Origin of the sequence: Streptomyces sp. NPDC051214 (assembly GCF_040682375.1) — a bacterium.
Classification (GTDB): Bacteria; Actinomycetota; Actinomycetes; order Streptomycetales; family Streptomycetaceae; genus Streptomyces.
Genome location: NZ_JBFBAT010000011.1, coordinates 137,660 through 153,146, shown reverse-complemented (window position 1 = coordinate 153,146; position 15,487 = coordinate 137,660). Strand labels below are relative to the sequence as shown.

The window sequence follows — 15,487 nt, the reverse complement described above, 5'->3', positions numbered from 1 at the left end:
CCCGACGCGAAGGACGGAGCCGCCACCCGTGCAGTGGACCCTGGTGATACCCCTGAAACCGCTGGAACGCGCCAAGAGCAGGCTCACCGCCACCACCGGCGACACCATGCGCCCCGGCCTCGCCCTCGCCTTCGCGCAGGACACCGTGGCCGCCGCGCTGGCCTGCCCGGCGGTCCGGGATGTGGTGGTCGTCACGGACGACGGCCTCGCCGGGCGCGAGCTGGCGGCGCTGGGGGCCGGGATCGTCCGTGACGAGCCGGCCGGGGGCCTCAACGCGGCCCTGGCGCACGGGGCGGCCAACGTGCGCGCCGGACGGCCCTCGACAGCCGTCGCGGCGCTGAATGCCGATCTCCCCGCGCTGCGCCCCGCGGAATTGACCCGGGTACTCGACGGCGCGGCCCGATTTCCCCGTTCTTTCCTCGCGGATGCCGCCGGAATCGGTACGACGTTGCTCTGTGCCGCCCCCGGCGTCGAATTGCGTCCGGCATTCGGCGCGGCGTCCCGTTCGCGGCACACGGACTCGGGCGCGGTGGAACTTCGGCCCGACGACGTCGATTCCGTACGCCAGGACGTGGACACCGGCGACGACCTGCGGGCCGCGCTCGCGCTGGGCGTGGGGCCGCGCACGGCGGCGGCTGCCGCGAGGCTGCTGATCGCCGACTGAGTACGCTTCCCCCATGCAGGCGACCGCGTACACGTACGACTCCGAGACCCGCAGCGGCAGCGTGCTGCTCGACGACGGCACTCCGGTGCCCTTCGATCCCCCGGCGTTCGACGCGGGCGGCCTGCGGCTGCTCAGGCCCGGCCAGCGTGTGCGGATCGAGGTCGAGGGCGAGGGTGAGGGCCGCCGCATCACGTTGGTGACGCTCCAGACGTTCTGACGGTCTGACGTCCTGACCTTCCGAGAAGCCCCCGCACACGCCGCGGGCCGGGCTCCCAGTGGGGAGCCCGGCCCGGCGCGTGAGTGCCCTCGTGCCCTTACTTCTTGCGGGCGGTCGCCTTCTTGGCGGTGGTCTTGCGCGCCGTCGACTTCTTGGCGGGAGCGGTCTTCTTCGCGGTGGCCTTCTTGGTGGCCGGCGCGGTCTTCTTGGCGGTGGCCTTCTTGGCGGGGCTGGCCTTCTTCGCCGTCGCCTTCTTGGCCGTGGCCGCCTTCTTGGCGGTCGCCGTGGTCTTCTTGGCGGTCGCCTTCTTGGCCGTGGCCGCCTTCTTGGCGGTCGCCGTCGTCTTCTTGGCGGTGGCCTTCTTGGCGGTGGTGGCCTTCTTCGCCGTCGCCTTCTTGGCGGTGGTGGCCTTCTTGGCCGCGGCCTTCTTGACGGTCGCCGAGGCGCCGCCGCCCGAAAGGCTGCCCTTGGGCGCCTTCTTGACCGCGACGTCGTTCTTCGGGAGCTTCTTCGAGCCGCTCACCAGGTCCTTGAAGCCCTGACCGGCGCGGAAGCGCGGAACCGAGGTCTTCTTGACCCGAACGCGCTCCCCGGTCTGCGGGTTGCGGGCGTAACGGGCCGGACGGTCAACCTTCTCGAACGAGCCGAACCCGGTGACCGAAACACGGTCTCCGCTGACCACGGCACGGACGACTGCGTCCAGAACCGCGTCCACGGCGTCGGCGGCCTGCTGGCGGCCGCCCACCTTGTCGGCAATCGCTTCTACGAGCTGCGCCTTGTTCACGTCTTCCCCTTCGGAGACCTCGCCCGAGCGTATTCGCCAGGCTTTTTCGCACGTTAGGCAGATATATACCGCAAATCAAACACGAAACGGGCTAATCACCCTTGTGCCGCAACGAACTCGGCTGTCCATGAGTTCCTCGAAGGTTCCTCGAAGGGCCGTTTGAGCCTTGTGGCTCAGGCATCTTCGGGGAATCGGCCCTCTTCAGCTTCGTCGAGGGACGCCATCAATCGCTCCAGACGCCTTGCCGCATCGGCGAGATCGTGTTTGGCCGCGGCCGTAATGACCAGCAGCTTCCGGGTCAGCGCCATCCGTACGCCCTCCGGGACTTGCAGTGCACGCACCCTTGAGTGCGCTTCCTTCAGTTGGTCCGCAACAAGCCCGTAGAGCTCGAGTTGGCTGTCACGTTCCATGCACCGATTGTGCCATCTGGGGCGAGTTGTCGCCTCCGCAGGGGGTAACTACCCACATCCGGCGCCCTCCTGAGGGTACCCGGTCGGACCGAGTACAAGGGGATTTCAAGCCTCTTCTTCCGTCCGAATCAAGGGAGTTGAGACCACCCGTTCAGGTCAGCGGCCCCCCTCCCGGCCCCGGACACAGATGTACCCCCAACCGTCCACGATTGGGGGTACACCAGGGTGTTGCGGGGGTGTCAGACCTGCACGGTCCGCGGCTTGTACGAGCGTCGGCCGGCCTCGTAGGCGGCGATGTCCGGCTCGTTCTGGAGCGTGATGCTGATGTCGTCCAGGCCGTTCAGGAGACGCCAGCGGGCGTTCTCGTCGAGCTCGAAGTCGGCGGTGACGCCCTCGGCGCGGACCTGGCGATCCTGCAGGTCAACGGTGATCTCGGCCTGCGGGTCGGCCTCCGTCAGATCCCAGAGCGCGTCCACGATCTTCTGGTCGAGCACCACGGTGAGCAGGCCGTTCTTCAGCGAGTTGCCGCGGAAGATGTCGGCGAAGCGCGAGGAGATGACGGTCTTGAAGCCGTAGTTCTGCAGCGCCCAGACGGCGTGCTCGCGCGAGGAGCCCGTACCGAAGTCGGGGCCTGCCACCAGGACCGTGGCGCCCTGGCGTTCGGGCTTGTTCAGGATGAACTCGCCGTCCTTGCGCCAGGCCTCGAAGAGCCCGTCCTCAAATCCGTCCCTGGTGACCTTCTTCAGCCAGTGGGCGGGGATGATCTGGTCGGTGTCGACGTTGCTGCGGCGCAGCGGAACGGCCCGGCCGGTGTGCGTGGTGAATGCTTCCATGGCTCTCAGACTCCGGCGGTGACAGGGGCGTCGGTCAGGTCGGCGGGCGAGGAGAGGTGGCCCGTCACCGCGGTGGCGGCGGCGACCTGGGGCGACACCAGGTGGGTGCGGCCGCCCTTGCCCTGCCTGCCCTCGAAGTTGCGGTTGGAGGTCGACGCGGAGCGCTCGCCGGGCGCCAGTTGGTCGGGGTTCATGCCCAGGCACATCGAGCAGCCCGCGTGCCGCCATTCGGCGCCCGCGGCGACGAAGACCTTGTCCAGGCCCTCCTCGATGGCCTGCAGGGCGACCCGGACCGAGCCCGGGACGATCAGCATCCGTACGCCGTCGGCGACTTTGCGCCCCTCGACGATGGAGGCCGCCGCACGCAGGTCCTCGATGCGGCCGTTGGTGCACGAACCTACGAAGACGGTGTCGACCTTGATGTCGCGCAGCGCCTGTCCCGCGGTCAACCCCATGTATTCCAGGGCCTTTTCGGCGGCGTACCGCTCCGAGGCGTCTTCGTACGAAGCAGGGTCGGGGACCTGTGCCGAGAGCGGCGCGCCCTGGCCGGGGTTGGTGCCCCACGTGACGAACGGCGCGAGCTTGGTGGCGTCGATGTAGACCTCGGCGTCGAAGACCGCGTCGTCGTCCGTCTTCAGGGTCTTCCAGTACTCGACCGCCGCGTCCCACTCCTCGCCCTTCGGGGCGTGGTCGCGGCCCTCGATGTAGTCGAAGGTGGTGGCGTCGGGGGCGATCATGCCCGCGCGGGCACCGGCCTCGATCGACATGTTGCAGATGGTCATGCGGGCTTCCATCGAGAGTTTCTCGATGGCGGAGCCGCGGTACTCCAGGACGTAGCCCTGGCCGCCGCCGGTGCCGATCTTCGCGATGATGGCGAGGATCAGGTCCTTGGCCGTGACGTCGTCGGGCAGTTCGCCGTCGACGGTGATGGCCATGGTCTTCGGCGGCGCCATCGGCAGCGTCTGCGTGGCCAGGACGTGCTCGACCTGGGAGGTGCCGATGCCGAACGCCAGCGCGCCGAAGGCGCCGTGCGTGGAGGTGTGCGAGTCGCCGCAGACCACGGTGGTGCCGGGCTGGGTCAGGCCCAGCTGGGGGCCCACCACGTGGACGACGCCCTGCTCGACGTCGCCCAGCGAGTGCAGCCGTACGCCGAACTCCGCGCAGTTCTTGCGCAGCGTCTCCAACTGCGCCCGCGAGACGGGGTCCGCGATGGGCTTGTCGATGTCGAGGGTCGGGGTGTTGTGATCCTCGGTGGCGATGGTGAGGTCGAGACGCCGCACCGGGCGGCCTGCCTGGCGGAGGCCGTCGAAGGCCTGCGGGCTCGTCACCTCGTGCAGCAGGTGCAGATCGATGAAGAGAAGGTCGGGCTCGCCTTCGGCGCGCCGGACGACGTGGTCGTCCCAGACCTTCTCCGCGAGTGTCCTACCCATCGCTTTCCCTCCGACCGGCTGTGTTGGGCCGGCCCAACTAGAGAATTGTTCGTCCACGCCCGTACCCCTCGTGCCGCGCGTGGACCGCTTTCCGTTGGTCCGCGGATCGCACCTACAGGGTGACGTGTTCCATGGAAAATTGAACTTGCGTTTCACAGAGTGAGACGCGAGTATCGACGCATGGACAACTCTAGCGGCGTCGGCGTTCTCGACAAGGCGGCTCTCGTCTTGAGCGCCCTGGAGTCCGGTCCGGCCACCCTCGCGGGTCTGGTCGCGGCCACCGGACTCGCACGACCCACGGCACATCGCCTCGCCGTGGCACTGGAACACCACCGGATGGTGGCGCGCGACATGCAGGGCCGTTTCATTCTCGGCCCGCGGCTCGCGGAACTCGCGGCGGCGGCCGGCGAGGACCGTCTGCTCGCCACGGCGGGCCCGGTCCTCACGCACCTGCGTGACGTGACGGGCGAGAGCGCGCAGCTCTACCGCCGCCAGGGCGACATGCGCATCTGCGTCGCGGCGGCCGAGCGCCTCTCCGGCCTGCGGGACACGGTCCCCGTCGGCTCGACGCTCACGATGAAGGCGGGCTCGTCCGCGCAGATCCTGATGGCCTGGGAGGAGCCCGAGCGCCTGCACCGCGGCCTCCAGGGCGCCCGCTTCACGGCCACCGCCCTCTCGGGCGTACGCCGCCGGGGCTGGGCCCAGTCGATCGGCGAGCGGGAGCCGGGCGTCGCGTCCGTCTCCGCCCCCGTGCGCGGCCCCTCGAACCGCGTGGTCGCCGCCGTCTCGGTCTCCGGGCCGATCGAGCGCCTGACCCGTCACCCGGGCAGGATGCACGCCCAGGCCATCATCGACGCCGCGGGGCGCCTGTCCGAGGCCCTGCGCCGCACGGGCTGACCCGCCCGGCACCACGCATAGCAGCACACAGAAACGCCCGAGGGGCCGCCTCAACGCCGCGGCTGCCCCTCGGGCGTTTTTCCGTACGTCTCCTCGATGCCCTCAGACCACCTTGAGCCGGTCGGCGGCCCTCTCCCCCCGGCGGCCCACCGGCACCACACCGACGGCCTTGCCCAGACCGAACTCCGGCATGTTGACGTAGACCGATTCGTGCGCACCGGTCGGCACCACATACGTCTCGTGCCAGAAGCCGACCTTGCCCTTGCCCTCCCGCAGCCGCCGGTTGAAGGCGGCCCAGGCGGGCCGGTGCTCCTTGCCCTGCTCGGACGCGTAGGCGAGGAGTTTCTCCGGCGACTCCCAGTACTGGACGACGTACAGCACCCGCGGACTGCCGAGCAGCAGCTGGTAGCCGAGCATGCCGCTCCCCGGGTCCCGCGACAGCTCCTTGAGCATCCGGGGCATCGCCCGGAAGACGGGCCACCAGCTGCGCACGGCACGGAAGTTGTTGATACGCATCCCGATGTTGAAGACGGTGACCGGGCCCTGCGCGTCGGCGGTCATGCGCCCTTCGATCGGCTTGGTGCTCACGATGGTTCCCCCTTCGGAAAGCGTTGGATAGCCTTGCTATCCATGCTTGGATAGTGGCACTCCCCAAGGGGAAGCGCAAGAGAGAACCAAGAGAAGGAGCGAGCCGATGCGACTGGCTGAGCTCAGCACGCGCAGCGGGGTCTCGACGGCCACGATCAAGTACTACCTGCGCGAGGGGCTGCTCCCGCCGGGCCGCCGCGTGACGGCCACGCAGGCCGAGTACGACGAGCAGCACCTGCGGCGACTGCGCCTGGTGCGGGCACTCATCCAGGTCGGGCGCGTCCCGATCGCCTCGGCCAGGGAGGTGCTCACCGCCCTGGAGGACGACTCCCTGGACCACAACTCCCGTCTGGGCATGGCCGTCTGGGCACTCCCCCACGGGCCCGAGTCCACCGAGGACGACCCGCACGCGGAGGCGGCACGGCGCACGGTCGACGCACTGCTCGAACGGCTCGACTGGGAGTACGCCCAGGCGTATGGGCCCCATTCGCCGGCGTACGGGATGCTGGTGACCGCGGTCACCAGCCTGGCCAGGCTCGGATACCCGTGCTCCGTAGACGACTTGGCGCCCTACGCGCGCGCGGGACGCCAACTCGCCGTCGCCGACCTGGACTTGATCGAGCGGTACGAGTCCCCGGACGAACAGCTGCAGGCGGCCGTCGCGCTCACCGTGCTGTATGAGCCGGTGCTGCTCGCGCTGCGCCGGATCGCGCAGGCGGAGGAGTCCAACCACCGCTTCGGGCAAGGGACTTCGGAGCAAGAGAGTTTGGAGTAACGACGAAGGGGCCCTCCCTTGCGGGAAGGCCCCTTCTTTTCTGTACCCCCGACCGGATTCGAACCGGCGCTACCGCCTTGAGAGGGCGGCGTGCTAGGCCGCTACACAACGGGGGCTAGCTTTTCCTGCTTGTCCTGCCGTACTGCGCTGGGCTACCAGGACTCGAACCTAGAACAACGGAACCAGAAACCGTCGTGTTGCCAATTACACCATAGCCCACTGTGGTCTAGACCAGCTAGACACTGCGTACCCCCGACCGGATTCGAACCGGCGCTACCGCCTTGAGAGGGCGGCGTGCTAGGCCGCTACACAACGGGGGCCCTAGCGATCCTGCATCGGTAGCAGTGGGTGCGACCCTGACTGCTTCCATGGGAAGGATCTGTACCCCCGACCGGATTCGAACCGGCGCTACCGCCTTGAGAGGGCGGCGTGCTAGGCCGCTACACAACGGGGGCGTTGCAGATAAGCTCTGCGAGCTGGCCTACCAGGACTCGAACCTAGACTAACGGAACCAGAAACCGTCGTGCTGCCAATTACACCATAGGCCATCGATACGCAACCCCTCGCGGGAGTTTTGCTCGACTTGCGCTTCCTGGTCGGACCTTTCGGCCTTCTCGGGCGGCGCAGGAAGAACATTACCCGAAGGTGGACGGCGCTCCAAAACGGGTATCGCCGCGGAGCAGCGGGGGCAGCTCGGTGAGACGCGTGATGCGGTGCACGCCCGACGGGCCTTCCTGGACCGCGCCGTTGCGGTCGAGCCAGATCCCGAGGAGACCCGCGTCCCGGGCGCCCCGTGCGTCGATCTCCGGCTGGTCCCCCACGTAGGCCACCTCCCCCGGCGCGAGACCCATCGTCGTGCACACCGCGAGGAAGGCTTCCGCCGCGGGCTTGGACACGCCCAGTTCGGCGGCGCACAGGACGGACTCGAAGCGGTCGCGCACGCCGAGGACGCGCAGCTTGCGGTCCTGGACCAGCAGCGCGGAGTTGGAGAGGACCGCGTGGCGGTAGTCGTCGGCGAGGGCGTCGAGGACGGGGACGGTGTCGGGGAAGAGGGTCCAGGCGGATTCGTAGTGGGTGAGGTATCGCTCGAACCAGGCGTCCGCCTCCTGGTCACTCAGGACGGCGTCCAGGAAGTCGCGTACGCGGTCGCGGCGCTGGGCCTGGAACTCGATCCCTCCGGCGCTGAAGCGTGCCCAGTGGCGCTCGGTGACCTCTTTCCACAGGGCCAGGGCGCGCTCGGCGGTCTCGTACCGCTCCATGAGGCCTTCGGCGGCGAGGTGGGCGTGCATGCCGGTGGTGTCGGCGTGCGCGTAATCGAAGATCGTGTCGTCTACGTCCCAGACCACGGCTTTGATCGGCATGTCTTCGACCGTATGCGAAGGACCCGGGAGCCGTCCGGCTTCCGGGTCCTTCGTTGCTTGCGGATGCGCTTACGCGGCGAGCTTGGCCAGGGCCGCGTCGATGCGGGCCAGGGACTTCTCCTTGCCCAGGATCTCCAGGGACTCGAAGAGGGGCAGGCCGACCGTGCGGCCGGTGACGGCGACGCGGACCGGGGCCTGGGCCTTGCCGAGCTTCAGGCCGTGCTCCTCGCCGGCCGCCAGGACCGCGTTCTTGAGGGACTCCGGGTCCGTCCAGTCGGCGTCGGCCAGCTTGGCGCGGGCCGTCGTCAGGAGGGCGGCGGGGTCGCCCTTGCCCATGGCCTTCGTCCAGGACGCCTCATCCTCGACCGGCGCGTCGAGGAAGAGGAAGTCCACGTTCTCCGTGATCTCGGAGAGGACCTTGATGCGGGTCTGGGCGTGGGGGGCGATGGCCTCCCAGGCGGCCTGGTCGAAGTCCTCGGGCGCCCAGTTGGCGTGCGGGGCCTTCAGCCACGGCTCGCAGGCCGCCGCGAACGCCTTCACGTCCAGCATGCGGATGTGGTCGGCGTTGATCGCCTCGGCCTTCTTCAGGTCGAAGCGGGCCGGGTTGGCGTTCACGTCCGCGAGGTCGAACTTGGCGACCATGTCCTCGATCGAGAAGACGTCCTGGTCCGCGGAGAACGACCAGCCCAGGAGGGACAGGTAGTTGAGCAGGCCCTCCGGGAGGAAACCGCGCTCCCTGTAGAGGTTGAGCGAGGCCTGCGGGTCACGCTTGCTCAGCTTCTTGTTGCCCTCGCCCATGACGTACGGGAGGTGGCCGAAGACCGGGGTCTCCTTGGCGATGCCCAGGTCCGCGAGCGCCTTGTAGAGGGCGATCTGGCGGGGGGTCGAGGAGAGCAGGTCCTCGCCGCGCAGGACGTGGGTGATCTCCATCAGGGCGTCGTCGACCGGGTTCACCAGGGTGTAGAGCGGTGCTCCGTTGGCGCGGACGATGCCGTAGTCCGGGACGTTCTCCGGCTGGACGGTGATCTCGCCGCGGACCAGGTCCGTGAACGTGATCGCCTCGTCGGGCATGCGGAAGCGGACGATGGGCTTGCGGCCCTCCGTCTCGTACGCGGCACGCTGCTCGGCGGTCAGGTCGCGGCAGTGCCCGTCGTAGCCGGACGGCTTGCCGGCGGCGCGGGCGGCGTCGCGGCGGGCGTCCAGCTCCTCCGTGGAGCAGTAGCAGTAGTACGCGCGGCCGGACTCCAGAAGCTTGGCGGCGACGTCCTGGTAGATGTCCATGCGCTGCGACTGGCGGTACGGCGCGTGCGGGCCGCCGACCTCGGGGCCCTCGTCCCAGTCGAAGCCCAGCCAGCGCATCGCTTCCAGGAGCTGCTCGTACGACTCCTCCGAGTCGCGGGCCGCGTCGGTGTCCTCGATGCGGAAGACCAGGGAGCCCTCGTTGTGCCGGGCGTAGGCCCAGTTGAAGAGAGCGGTGCGGACCAGGCCCACGTGGGGGTTGCCGGTCGGCGAGGGACAGAACCGTACGCGTACGGGGGTCGCGTTAGCCACGCTTGATCACCTTGTTGGTGAGAGTGCCGATGCCTTCGATGGTGACGGCGACCTCGTCGCCGACGTTGAGCGGCCCGACGCCTGCCGGGGTGCCCGTGAGGATGACGTCGCCCGGGAGCAGCGTCATGGCCTCGGAGATGTGCACGATCAGGTCCTCGATGGAGCGGACCATGTCCGTCGTACGCCCCAGCTGGCGCTGTTCGCCGTTGACCGTGCACTGGATGGTGAGGTCGGAGGGGTCGAGGTCGGTCTCCACCCAGGGGCCGAGCGGGCAGGAGCTGTCGAAGCCCTTGGCCCTGGCCCACTGCTTCTCGCGCTGCTGCACGTCACGCGCGGTGACGTCGTTGGCGCAGGTGTAGCCCAGGATGACGTCACGGGCGCGCTCGCGCGGGACCTCGCGGCACATGCGGCCGATGACCACGGCGAGCTCGGCCTCGTAGTGCACCTCCTGCGAGAAGGAGGGGTACGCGATGGCGTCGCCGGGGCCGATCACCGAGGTGGACGGCTTGAAGAAGGCGACCGGGACGTCGGGGACCTCGTTGCCGAGTTCCTTGGCGTGGTCCGCGTAGTTGCGGCCGATGCCCACGACCTTGTTGGGGAGCACCGGAGGCAGCAGCCTGACCTTGCTCAGCGGGACCTTCGTGCCGGAGAGCTCGAAGTCCGCGAACGGGATGCCCTTGATGATGTCGAGGACGAGCCCGTCGGTCGTTCCGGGGGGACTTTCGCCCTCGACCGCGCCGAAGGCGACGTTGCCGTCGATGGAGAACCTGGCGATGCGCAAGAGCGGTGCCCTTTGCTGGAGGGGAGAGTCTGACACCCCAGGCTAACGCGGTGGCCTGCGGCCGGTGTGCGACCGGATCTCACGTGACCCCGCGTCGGCACCCCGCCTGTCGCCGCTGCGCGAGCTCGTCCTCAGACGCCGGACGGGCTGAAGGCCTCGGGGGCGTCCATCAAGACAGTGCGGCGGGGGTTGGCCGTCACCGCCGGGAGTTCCGTCGCGTGGGCCGGCTGCTCGGCGGCCGGGGCGACCTCCTGCGCGTCCGTGAGGTGGGCGAGGGTCGTGCGGCGCGGGTTGGCTATGTTGCGGAACATCGCCGACTTGACGGTCTTCATCTGCTGTTCGTGCCCTGTCAGTTGAGGCGTCGTGCGGTGGACGCCGGTTGTCGGATTCGCCATCCCTGTAAAGCGTCAGGCTAAACATCCAATTCCCGCCCAAAGCCCGGATGAGGCCTTGATCTTGATGTGAGTTTGCTCACGAGGTAGCGGGCAAAAGGGTCAATTCAGGCCCGTGAAGGCCCTGTTGGAATCGGACATAGCCCACCTGAAGCCATCATTCCGCTCCCGATCATGAACACTGGGACACCCGCAGACCAGAGCTTTACTGGGTCCAATGGACCGTTTTGCCCCAGATCACTTTCTACGTCTCGTGACGCGCCCCTCACGCCCAGTCACGGAGGTCACGGCGCGACACACGGGCCTTGTTGGAGATCCTGCACTGTGCTGGAATTCCCGGGACCGCCGCGGGATCGAACCGGCGCGCAGGGGCGCAACGCAGCGCCGAGTGGCGGCGGGAAAGGGGAGCCAGCGCCGGTCACTCACGACCACCATGGGGCGTTCTGCGCCCCACGACGCCGACACCGTCCCGCCGTTTGTGCGGAGGGACGCCTGGTCCAGAGGTTGCGACGCTAGTGCAGGGACGTTTCAAGAGGGATGGCAGCAGCGCTGCGGCAGAGCCGGAGCGCGGCGGGACCGACCGCGGCTCCTCGGCCCAGCACGCCCAGAACCCCGGGCAGATACCGTCCGGCGAGACCGGCCGCGGAGTCGGCGGCGTAAGCCTGCCCACGGCCACCGCGTCGTCGGGCGGCACGACGGGCACCGTGAAGTCACCCACCGGGCCCGGCTCGCGAATAGCCCTGCGCAACTGGCGCATCTCCACCCGACTGGTCTCGCTGCTCGCGCTCCCCGTGATCACCGCGACCTCCCTCGGCGCGCTCCGCATCAACGAGTCCATGGACGAGATCCAGCAGCTCAACAACATGAAGCTGCTGACTGACATGACCAAGCGCGCCACCGAGCTGGCCTCCGCGCTCCAGGAGGAGCGCGACCGCTCGGCAGGCCCCCTCGCGCACGGCGCGAACTCCTCGGACTACGTGGTCAAGGGCGCCCGGCAGAAGACCGACCGCGCCTACAACCGCTTCCTGCAGGAGACGCAGGACCTCGACAACACCGACGGCGACAAGGGCCTCCTCGGCGTCCGCGCGAACACCGTCGAAATCACCCAGCAGCTGCAGAAGATCAACGACGTACGCAAGAACGCCTACGACGACAAGAACTCCACGTCGCAGACGGTCGACGCCTACAGCCAGCTCATCGAGCAGCTGCTCACCCTGTCCTCGGACATGGCGCAGGCGACCAGCAACCCGGACATGATCCAGCGCACCCGCGCCCTGACGGCCTTCTCCTCCGCCAAGGAGTACGCCTCGGTCCAGCGCGCCGTGATCGCCGCCTCGCTCCCCGCGGGTGACAGCACGTTCGGCAAGATCTCCGAGACCGACCGGCGCTATGGCTGGTCCGCCCTCGACAAGGAGAACTCCGAACTGGATGCCTTCAAGGGCATCTACTCGGGCAACCCCGATGAGCTGACCAAGCCCATCGACGGCGGCAACTCGGGCATCAAGGGCGCCGACTCCTACGCCAAGCGTGTGCTTGAGCAGGAGGGCGGCATCAAGCTTCAGGACAAGCGGTCGTACAAGGACTGGGTCGACGCCGACACCACCAAGATCGACGCGATGTCCAAGATCGAGCTCACGCTGCTCAACGAGATGGAGCAGAAGGCCCGCGAGCTGCGCAACGAGTCCGAGCAGGCCGCCATCCTCAACGGTGCGCTGATCCTGCTCGTCCTCGGTGTCTCGCTCGTCGGCGCCTTCGTCGTGGCCCGGTCCATGATCCGCTCGCTGCGGCGGCTGCAGGACACCGCGACCAAGGTCGCCCAGGACCGGCTGCCCGAGCTCGTCAAGCAGCTCTCCGAGGCCGACCCGCAGGACGTCGACACCTCTGTCGAGTCCGTCGGTGTGCACTCCCGGGACGAGATCGGCCAGGTGGCCGCGGCCTTCGACGACGTGCACCGTGAGGCCGTCCGCCTCGCCGCCGAGCAGGCGCTCCTGCGAGGCAACGTCAACGCGATGTTCACCAACCTCTCGCGCCGTTCGCAGGGCCTCATCCAGCGCCAGCTGTCTCTCATCTCCGAGCTGGAGTCGCGTGAGGCTGATCCCGACCAGCTCTCCTCGCTCTTCAAGCTCGACCACCTCGCGACCCGCATGCGCCGTAACGGTGAGAACCTGCTGGTTCTGGCCGGTGAAGAGCCCGGTCGCCGTTGGACCAGGCCCGTTCCGCTCGTCGACGTGCTGCGTGCCGCCGCGTCCGAGGTGGAGCAGTACGAGCGCATCGAGCTCTCCGCGGTCCCGACGACCGAGGTCGCCGGACGCGTGGTCAACGACCTCGTGCACCTGCTCGCCGAGCTGCTCGAGAACGCGACGTCGTTCTCCTCGCCGCAGACCAAGGTCAAGGTCACCGGTCACGCGCTGCCCGACGGGCGTGTGCTGATCGAGATCCACGACACCGGCATCGGCCTCTCCCCCGAGGACCTCGCCGCGATCAACGAGCGGCTCGCGTCGCCGCCCACCGTGGACGTCTCGGTCTCGCGCCGCATGGGTCTGTTCGTGGTCGGCCGTCTGTCGCAGCGCCACGGCATCCGCATCCAGCTCCGCCCGTCGGACTCCGGCGGCACGACCGCGCTCGTCATGCTGCCCATCGATGTCGCCCAGGGCGGCAAGAAGGCGCCGAACAAGCCCGGTGCGCCCGCCCCCGGCCAGGGCGGTGGCCCGGTCGCCGCGCAGGCGTCCGCGGGTGCCGCGGCAGCGCGCCGCGGAGTCGGTGCCGGCAACGGCGCCCCCGGAAACGGTGCTCCCGGTTCGGCCGGATCCCAGGGCAGGCTCGGCGCCGGTCCGCCCCGTGGCCAGGTCACGGGTGCGGGGCCGCGAGCCGCGCTGCCCTCGCGTGACGCGGGGCCGGGGCCGCGCAACGGTTCGCCGTCCGCTCCCGCGGGCCCGCCGTCCGGTCAGCAGCCTCCCCGCCAGGGCCCGCCCGGACAGGGTGCCGGCGCCCCGGGCTCGTCCGGTGGCAGCCTCTTCGGGGGCGGGCAGGGCGGTGGCCGCGGCCAGGCCTCCGCGCCGCAGCCTCCGGTGCCCCAGCAGCGTACGAACCCGGTGAACCCTGCGGGGCCCGCGAACCCCGCAGGCCCGGCGAACCCCTCCGCGAGCAACGCCGGTGACCAGGGGCGCAGGCCGCAGCTGCCGCCGCGCGGTGGTCCGCGTGCCGAGCTTCCCGGGGGCAACCCGCAGCCCCGCGTGCCCAGTTGGAGCGACGAGAACGCGCAGCCGCAGATATCGCGCGAGCCGTTCGACACCCCCCGCGGGCACGAGGAGCCGGAGTCCACCGGACAGTTCCCGCACCCCTCGGCCGGCGCCGCACAAGGCCCTGGTTCGACCGCCGAGTTCGCGCGGCCTGACTTCAACGGGCCGCCGCCCGGCACGGGTTCGCCGCAGAACGCGGGCCAGCAGGGTCAGCAGGGACAAGGCCAGGGCCAGGGTCAGGGTCAGCAGGGCACCGGTCAGTTCGTCCGCCCCGACGTCTTCGGTGGGCAGGACGCCTCTTCGGGCACGGGCCAGTTCCAGCGTCCCGGCACCAGCGCTCCCGGTTACAACGGCGGGGCGCCCCGGCGCGGGCAGAACCAGGGCGGTCAGAGCCAGGGTGGCCAGCTCGGCATTCCGCCGGTGCCGCCGCAGCCCCAGCAGCCCGTGCGGCCCTCGCAGCCGGACGAGCTGCCGCCCGCCGGTCCCGGTGACGGCCGTACCCCGCTCTTCGACACGCTGGAGACCAACTGGTTCCAGCAGCAACAGCAGCAGCAGCAGCAAGGGCAGCAGCAGCCCCAGGGCGGCGTGCCCGAGCAGCAGCAGCCCCAGCGTCCGCAGCGGCAGCAGCCGGCGTCGCCTTCGTCGTCCCTTCCGTCGAGGCCGCAGGCACAGCAGCCGCAGGGTCAGCAGCCGCAGAACCCGGCCGCTCCCCAGCGCTCGGCCGGGGCTCCCGCCGCCCCGTCGACGGCCAACGGAACCGGTGGCGGGAACGGCAGCCACGTCACGAACGGCAGTGCCGCCTCCTGGCGCACCTCGCCCAACGACGAGCTGGGCCGCCAGGCCGAGCGCGTCCGGCAGCCGTCCGCGGGTGGCGTCACCACATCCGGCCTGCCGCGCCGCGTCCCGCGAGCCAACCTCGTCGCGGGCACCGCTCAGCAGCAGCAGGACAGCACAGGTCCGCAGGTCTCGCGTGCGCCCGATGACGTGCGCGGCCGGCTGACGAATCTCCGTCGGGGCATCCAGCAGGGTCGCCAGGCCGGTACCGGCCAGACCGGCAGCTTCCCCACTCACCAGCAGGAGCGTTAGTTGAGTCCGAGCCAGGCGGCACAGAATCTGAACTGGTTGATCACGAACTTCGTGGACAACACCCCCGGGGTGTCCCACACCGTCGTGGTCTCCGCCGACGGCCTCCTTCTGGCGATGTCCGAGGGCTTCCCGCGTGACCGTGCCGACCAGCTGGCCGCGGTCGCGTCGGGGCTGACCTCCCTCACCGCCGGGGCCTCGCGGATCTTCGAGGGCGGCGCCGTCACCCAGACCGTGGTGGAGATGGAGCGGGGGTTCCTCTTCCTCATGTCGGTCTCCGACGGTTCGTCCCTCGCCGTGCTCGCGCACCCCGAGTGCGACATCGGCCTCGTCGGCTACGAGATGGCACTCCTCGTCGACCGCGCGGGCGCCGTCCTGACCCCGGATCTCCGCGCCGAACTGCAGGGCAGCCTGCTGCACTAGTTCTCTTCATCGGCCGCCCCACCGACCGAACGTACTGACCACCGTCCGGCCAACCTGGT

The 15,487-nt window shown here is 69.5% G+C and carries 15 protein-coding genes and 5 tRNA genes; 6 read left to right on the top strand and 14 right to left on the bottom strand.

Translation table 11 applies throughout. The annotated features are described in order from the left end of the window. The first annotated feature begins 28 nt into the window (after positions 1–28). Together cofC and AB0M70_RS28275 are read left to right on the top strand one after the other, a co-directional pair. Positions 29–664 carry a 2-phospho-L-lactate guanylyltransferase gene (gene cofC / locus AB0M70_RS28280; protein WP_365824038.1) on the top strand — a complete coding sequence of 212 codons (636 nt, stop codon included), beginning with the start codon at positions 29–31 and terminating at the stop codon, positions 662–664. A 13-nt stretch (positions 665–677) separates the two neighbouring features. After that, on the top strand, positions 678–881 hold the full coding sequence (locus AB0M70_RS28275) for a hypothetical protein (protein WP_160507421.1): 204 nt from the start codon (positions 678–680) through the stop codon (positions 879–881). Between the two features lie 97 nt (positions 882–978). Here AB0M70_RS28275 and AB0M70_RS28270 read toward each other — a convergent pair whose 3' ends face one another. The 4 genes from AB0M70_RS28270 to leuC form a co-directional block, all read right to left on the bottom strand. Beyond that, positions 979–1,665 (bottom strand): HU family DNA-binding protein, encoded by a 687-nt coding sequence (locus AB0M70_RS28270; protein ID WP_365824036.1) that lies wholly within the window; start codon positions 1,663–1,665, stop codon positions 979–981. Between the two features lie 173 nt (positions 1,666–1,838). After that, positions 1,839–2,075 (bottom strand): hypothetical protein, encoded by a 237-nt coding sequence (locus AB0M70_RS28265; RefSeq protein ID WP_363212500.1) that lies wholly within the window; start codon positions 2,073–2,075, stop codon positions 1,839–1,841. A gap of 239 nt (positions 2,076–2,314) precedes the next feature. Next, positions 2,315–2,908, bottom strand: a complete 594-nt coding sequence (leuD, locus tag AB0M70_RS28260; protein WP_363212499.1) for a 3-isopropylmalate dehydratase small subunit — start codon at positions 2,906–2,908, stop codon at positions 2,315–2,317. A gap of 5 nt (positions 2,909–2,913) precedes the next feature. Further along, the gene (leuC, locus tag AB0M70_RS28255) at positions 2,914–4,338 is read right to left on the bottom strand and encodes a 3-isopropylmalate dehydratase large subunit (protein ID WP_365824033.1); all 1,425 of its coding nucleotides are present in this window, start codon (positions 4,336–4,338) and stop codon (positions 2,914–2,916) included. A gap of 180 nt (positions 4,339–4,518) precedes the next feature. On the opposite strand from leuC, the gene ndgR reads away from it, so the two are divergent. Further along, on the top strand, positions 4,519–5,235 hold the full coding sequence (gene ndgR / locus AB0M70_RS28250) for an IclR family transcriptional regulator NdgR (RefSeq protein ID WP_053137572.1): 717 nt from the start codon (positions 4,519–4,521) through the stop codon (positions 5,233–5,235). Between the two features lie 102 nt (positions 5,236–5,337). Here the strand turns inward: ndgR and AB0M70_RS28245 are convergent, their stop codons facing one another. Then, on the bottom strand, positions 5,338–5,796 hold the full coding sequence (locus AB0M70_RS28245; RefSeq protein WP_365824277.1) for a DUF4188 domain-containing protein: 459 nt from the start codon (positions 5,794–5,796) through the stop codon (positions 5,338–5,340). Between the two features lie 133 nt (positions 5,797–5,929). Here AB0M70_RS28245 and AB0M70_RS28240 point away from each other — a divergent pair, with 133 nt between their 5' ends. Beyond that, entirely contained in the window at positions 5,930–6,598 is a 669-nt protein-coding gene (locus tag AB0M70_RS28240; RefSeq protein WP_365824031.1) for a MerR family transcriptional regulator, read from the top strand. Positions 6,599–6,641: 43 nt separating this feature from the next. Here the strand turns inward: AB0M70_RS28240 and AB0M70_RS28235 are convergent. The 9 genes from AB0M70_RS28235 to AB0M70_RS28195 form a co-directional block, all read right to left on the bottom strand. Then, positions 6,642–6,714 (bottom strand) — tRNA-Glu (locus tag AB0M70_RS28235). Positions 6,715–6,745: 31 nt separating this feature from the next. After that, positions 6,746–6,817, bottom strand: a tRNA-Gln gene (locus AB0M70_RS28230). Positions 6,818–6,845: 28 nt separating this feature from the next. Continuing rightward, a tRNA-Glu gene (locus AB0M70_RS28225) sits at positions 6,846–6,918 on the bottom strand. Between the two features lie 62 nt (positions 6,919–6,980). Continuing rightward, positions 6,981–7,053 (bottom strand) — tRNA-Glu (locus AB0M70_RS28220). Between the two features lie 21 nt (positions 7,054–7,074). Then, positions 7,075–7,146: transfer RNA gene (locus tag AB0M70_RS28215), tRNA-Gln, on the bottom strand. Positions 7,147–7,233: 87 nt separating this feature from the next. Then, complete coding sequence (locus AB0M70_RS28210) at positions 7,234–7,959, bottom strand: HAD family hydrolase (RefSeq protein ID WP_365824029.1); 726 nt, start codon at positions 7,957–7,959, stop codon at positions 7,234–7,236. A 69-nt stretch (positions 7,960–8,028) separates the two neighbouring features. Next, a complete protein-coding gene (gene gltX / locus AB0M70_RS28205) occupies positions 8,029–9,510 on the bottom strand; it encodes a glutamate--tRNA ligase (RefSeq protein ID WP_365824027.1) in 1,482 nt (493 codons plus the stop codon). Then, entirely contained in the window at positions 9,503–10,291 is a 789-nt protein-coding gene (locus AB0M70_RS28200; RefSeq protein ID WP_365824025.1) for a fumarylacetoacetate hydrolase family protein, read from the bottom strand. The genes gltX and AB0M70_RS28200 overlap by 8 nt, the downstream gene beginning before the upstream one ends. Before the next feature lie 131 nt (positions 10,292–10,422). Next, complete coding sequence (locus AB0M70_RS28195; RefSeq protein ID WP_365824275.1) at positions 10,423–10,623, bottom strand: hypothetical protein; 201 nt, start codon at positions 10,621–10,623, stop codon at positions 10,423–10,425. A 575-nt stretch (positions 10,624–11,198) separates the two neighbouring features. Between AB0M70_RS28195 and AB0M70_RS28190 the strand changes: the two genes are divergently transcribed. Further along, entirely contained in the window at positions 11,199–15,008 is a 3,810-nt protein-coding gene (locus AB0M70_RS28190; RefSeq protein ID WP_365824023.1) for a nitrate- and nitrite sensing domain-containing protein, read from the top strand. After that, entirely contained in the window at positions 15,009–15,428 is a 420-nt protein-coding gene (locus AB0M70_RS28185) for a roadblock/LC7 domain-containing protein (RefSeq protein ID WP_098244998.1), read from the top strand. Positions 15,429–15,487 lie beyond the last annotated feature (59 nt).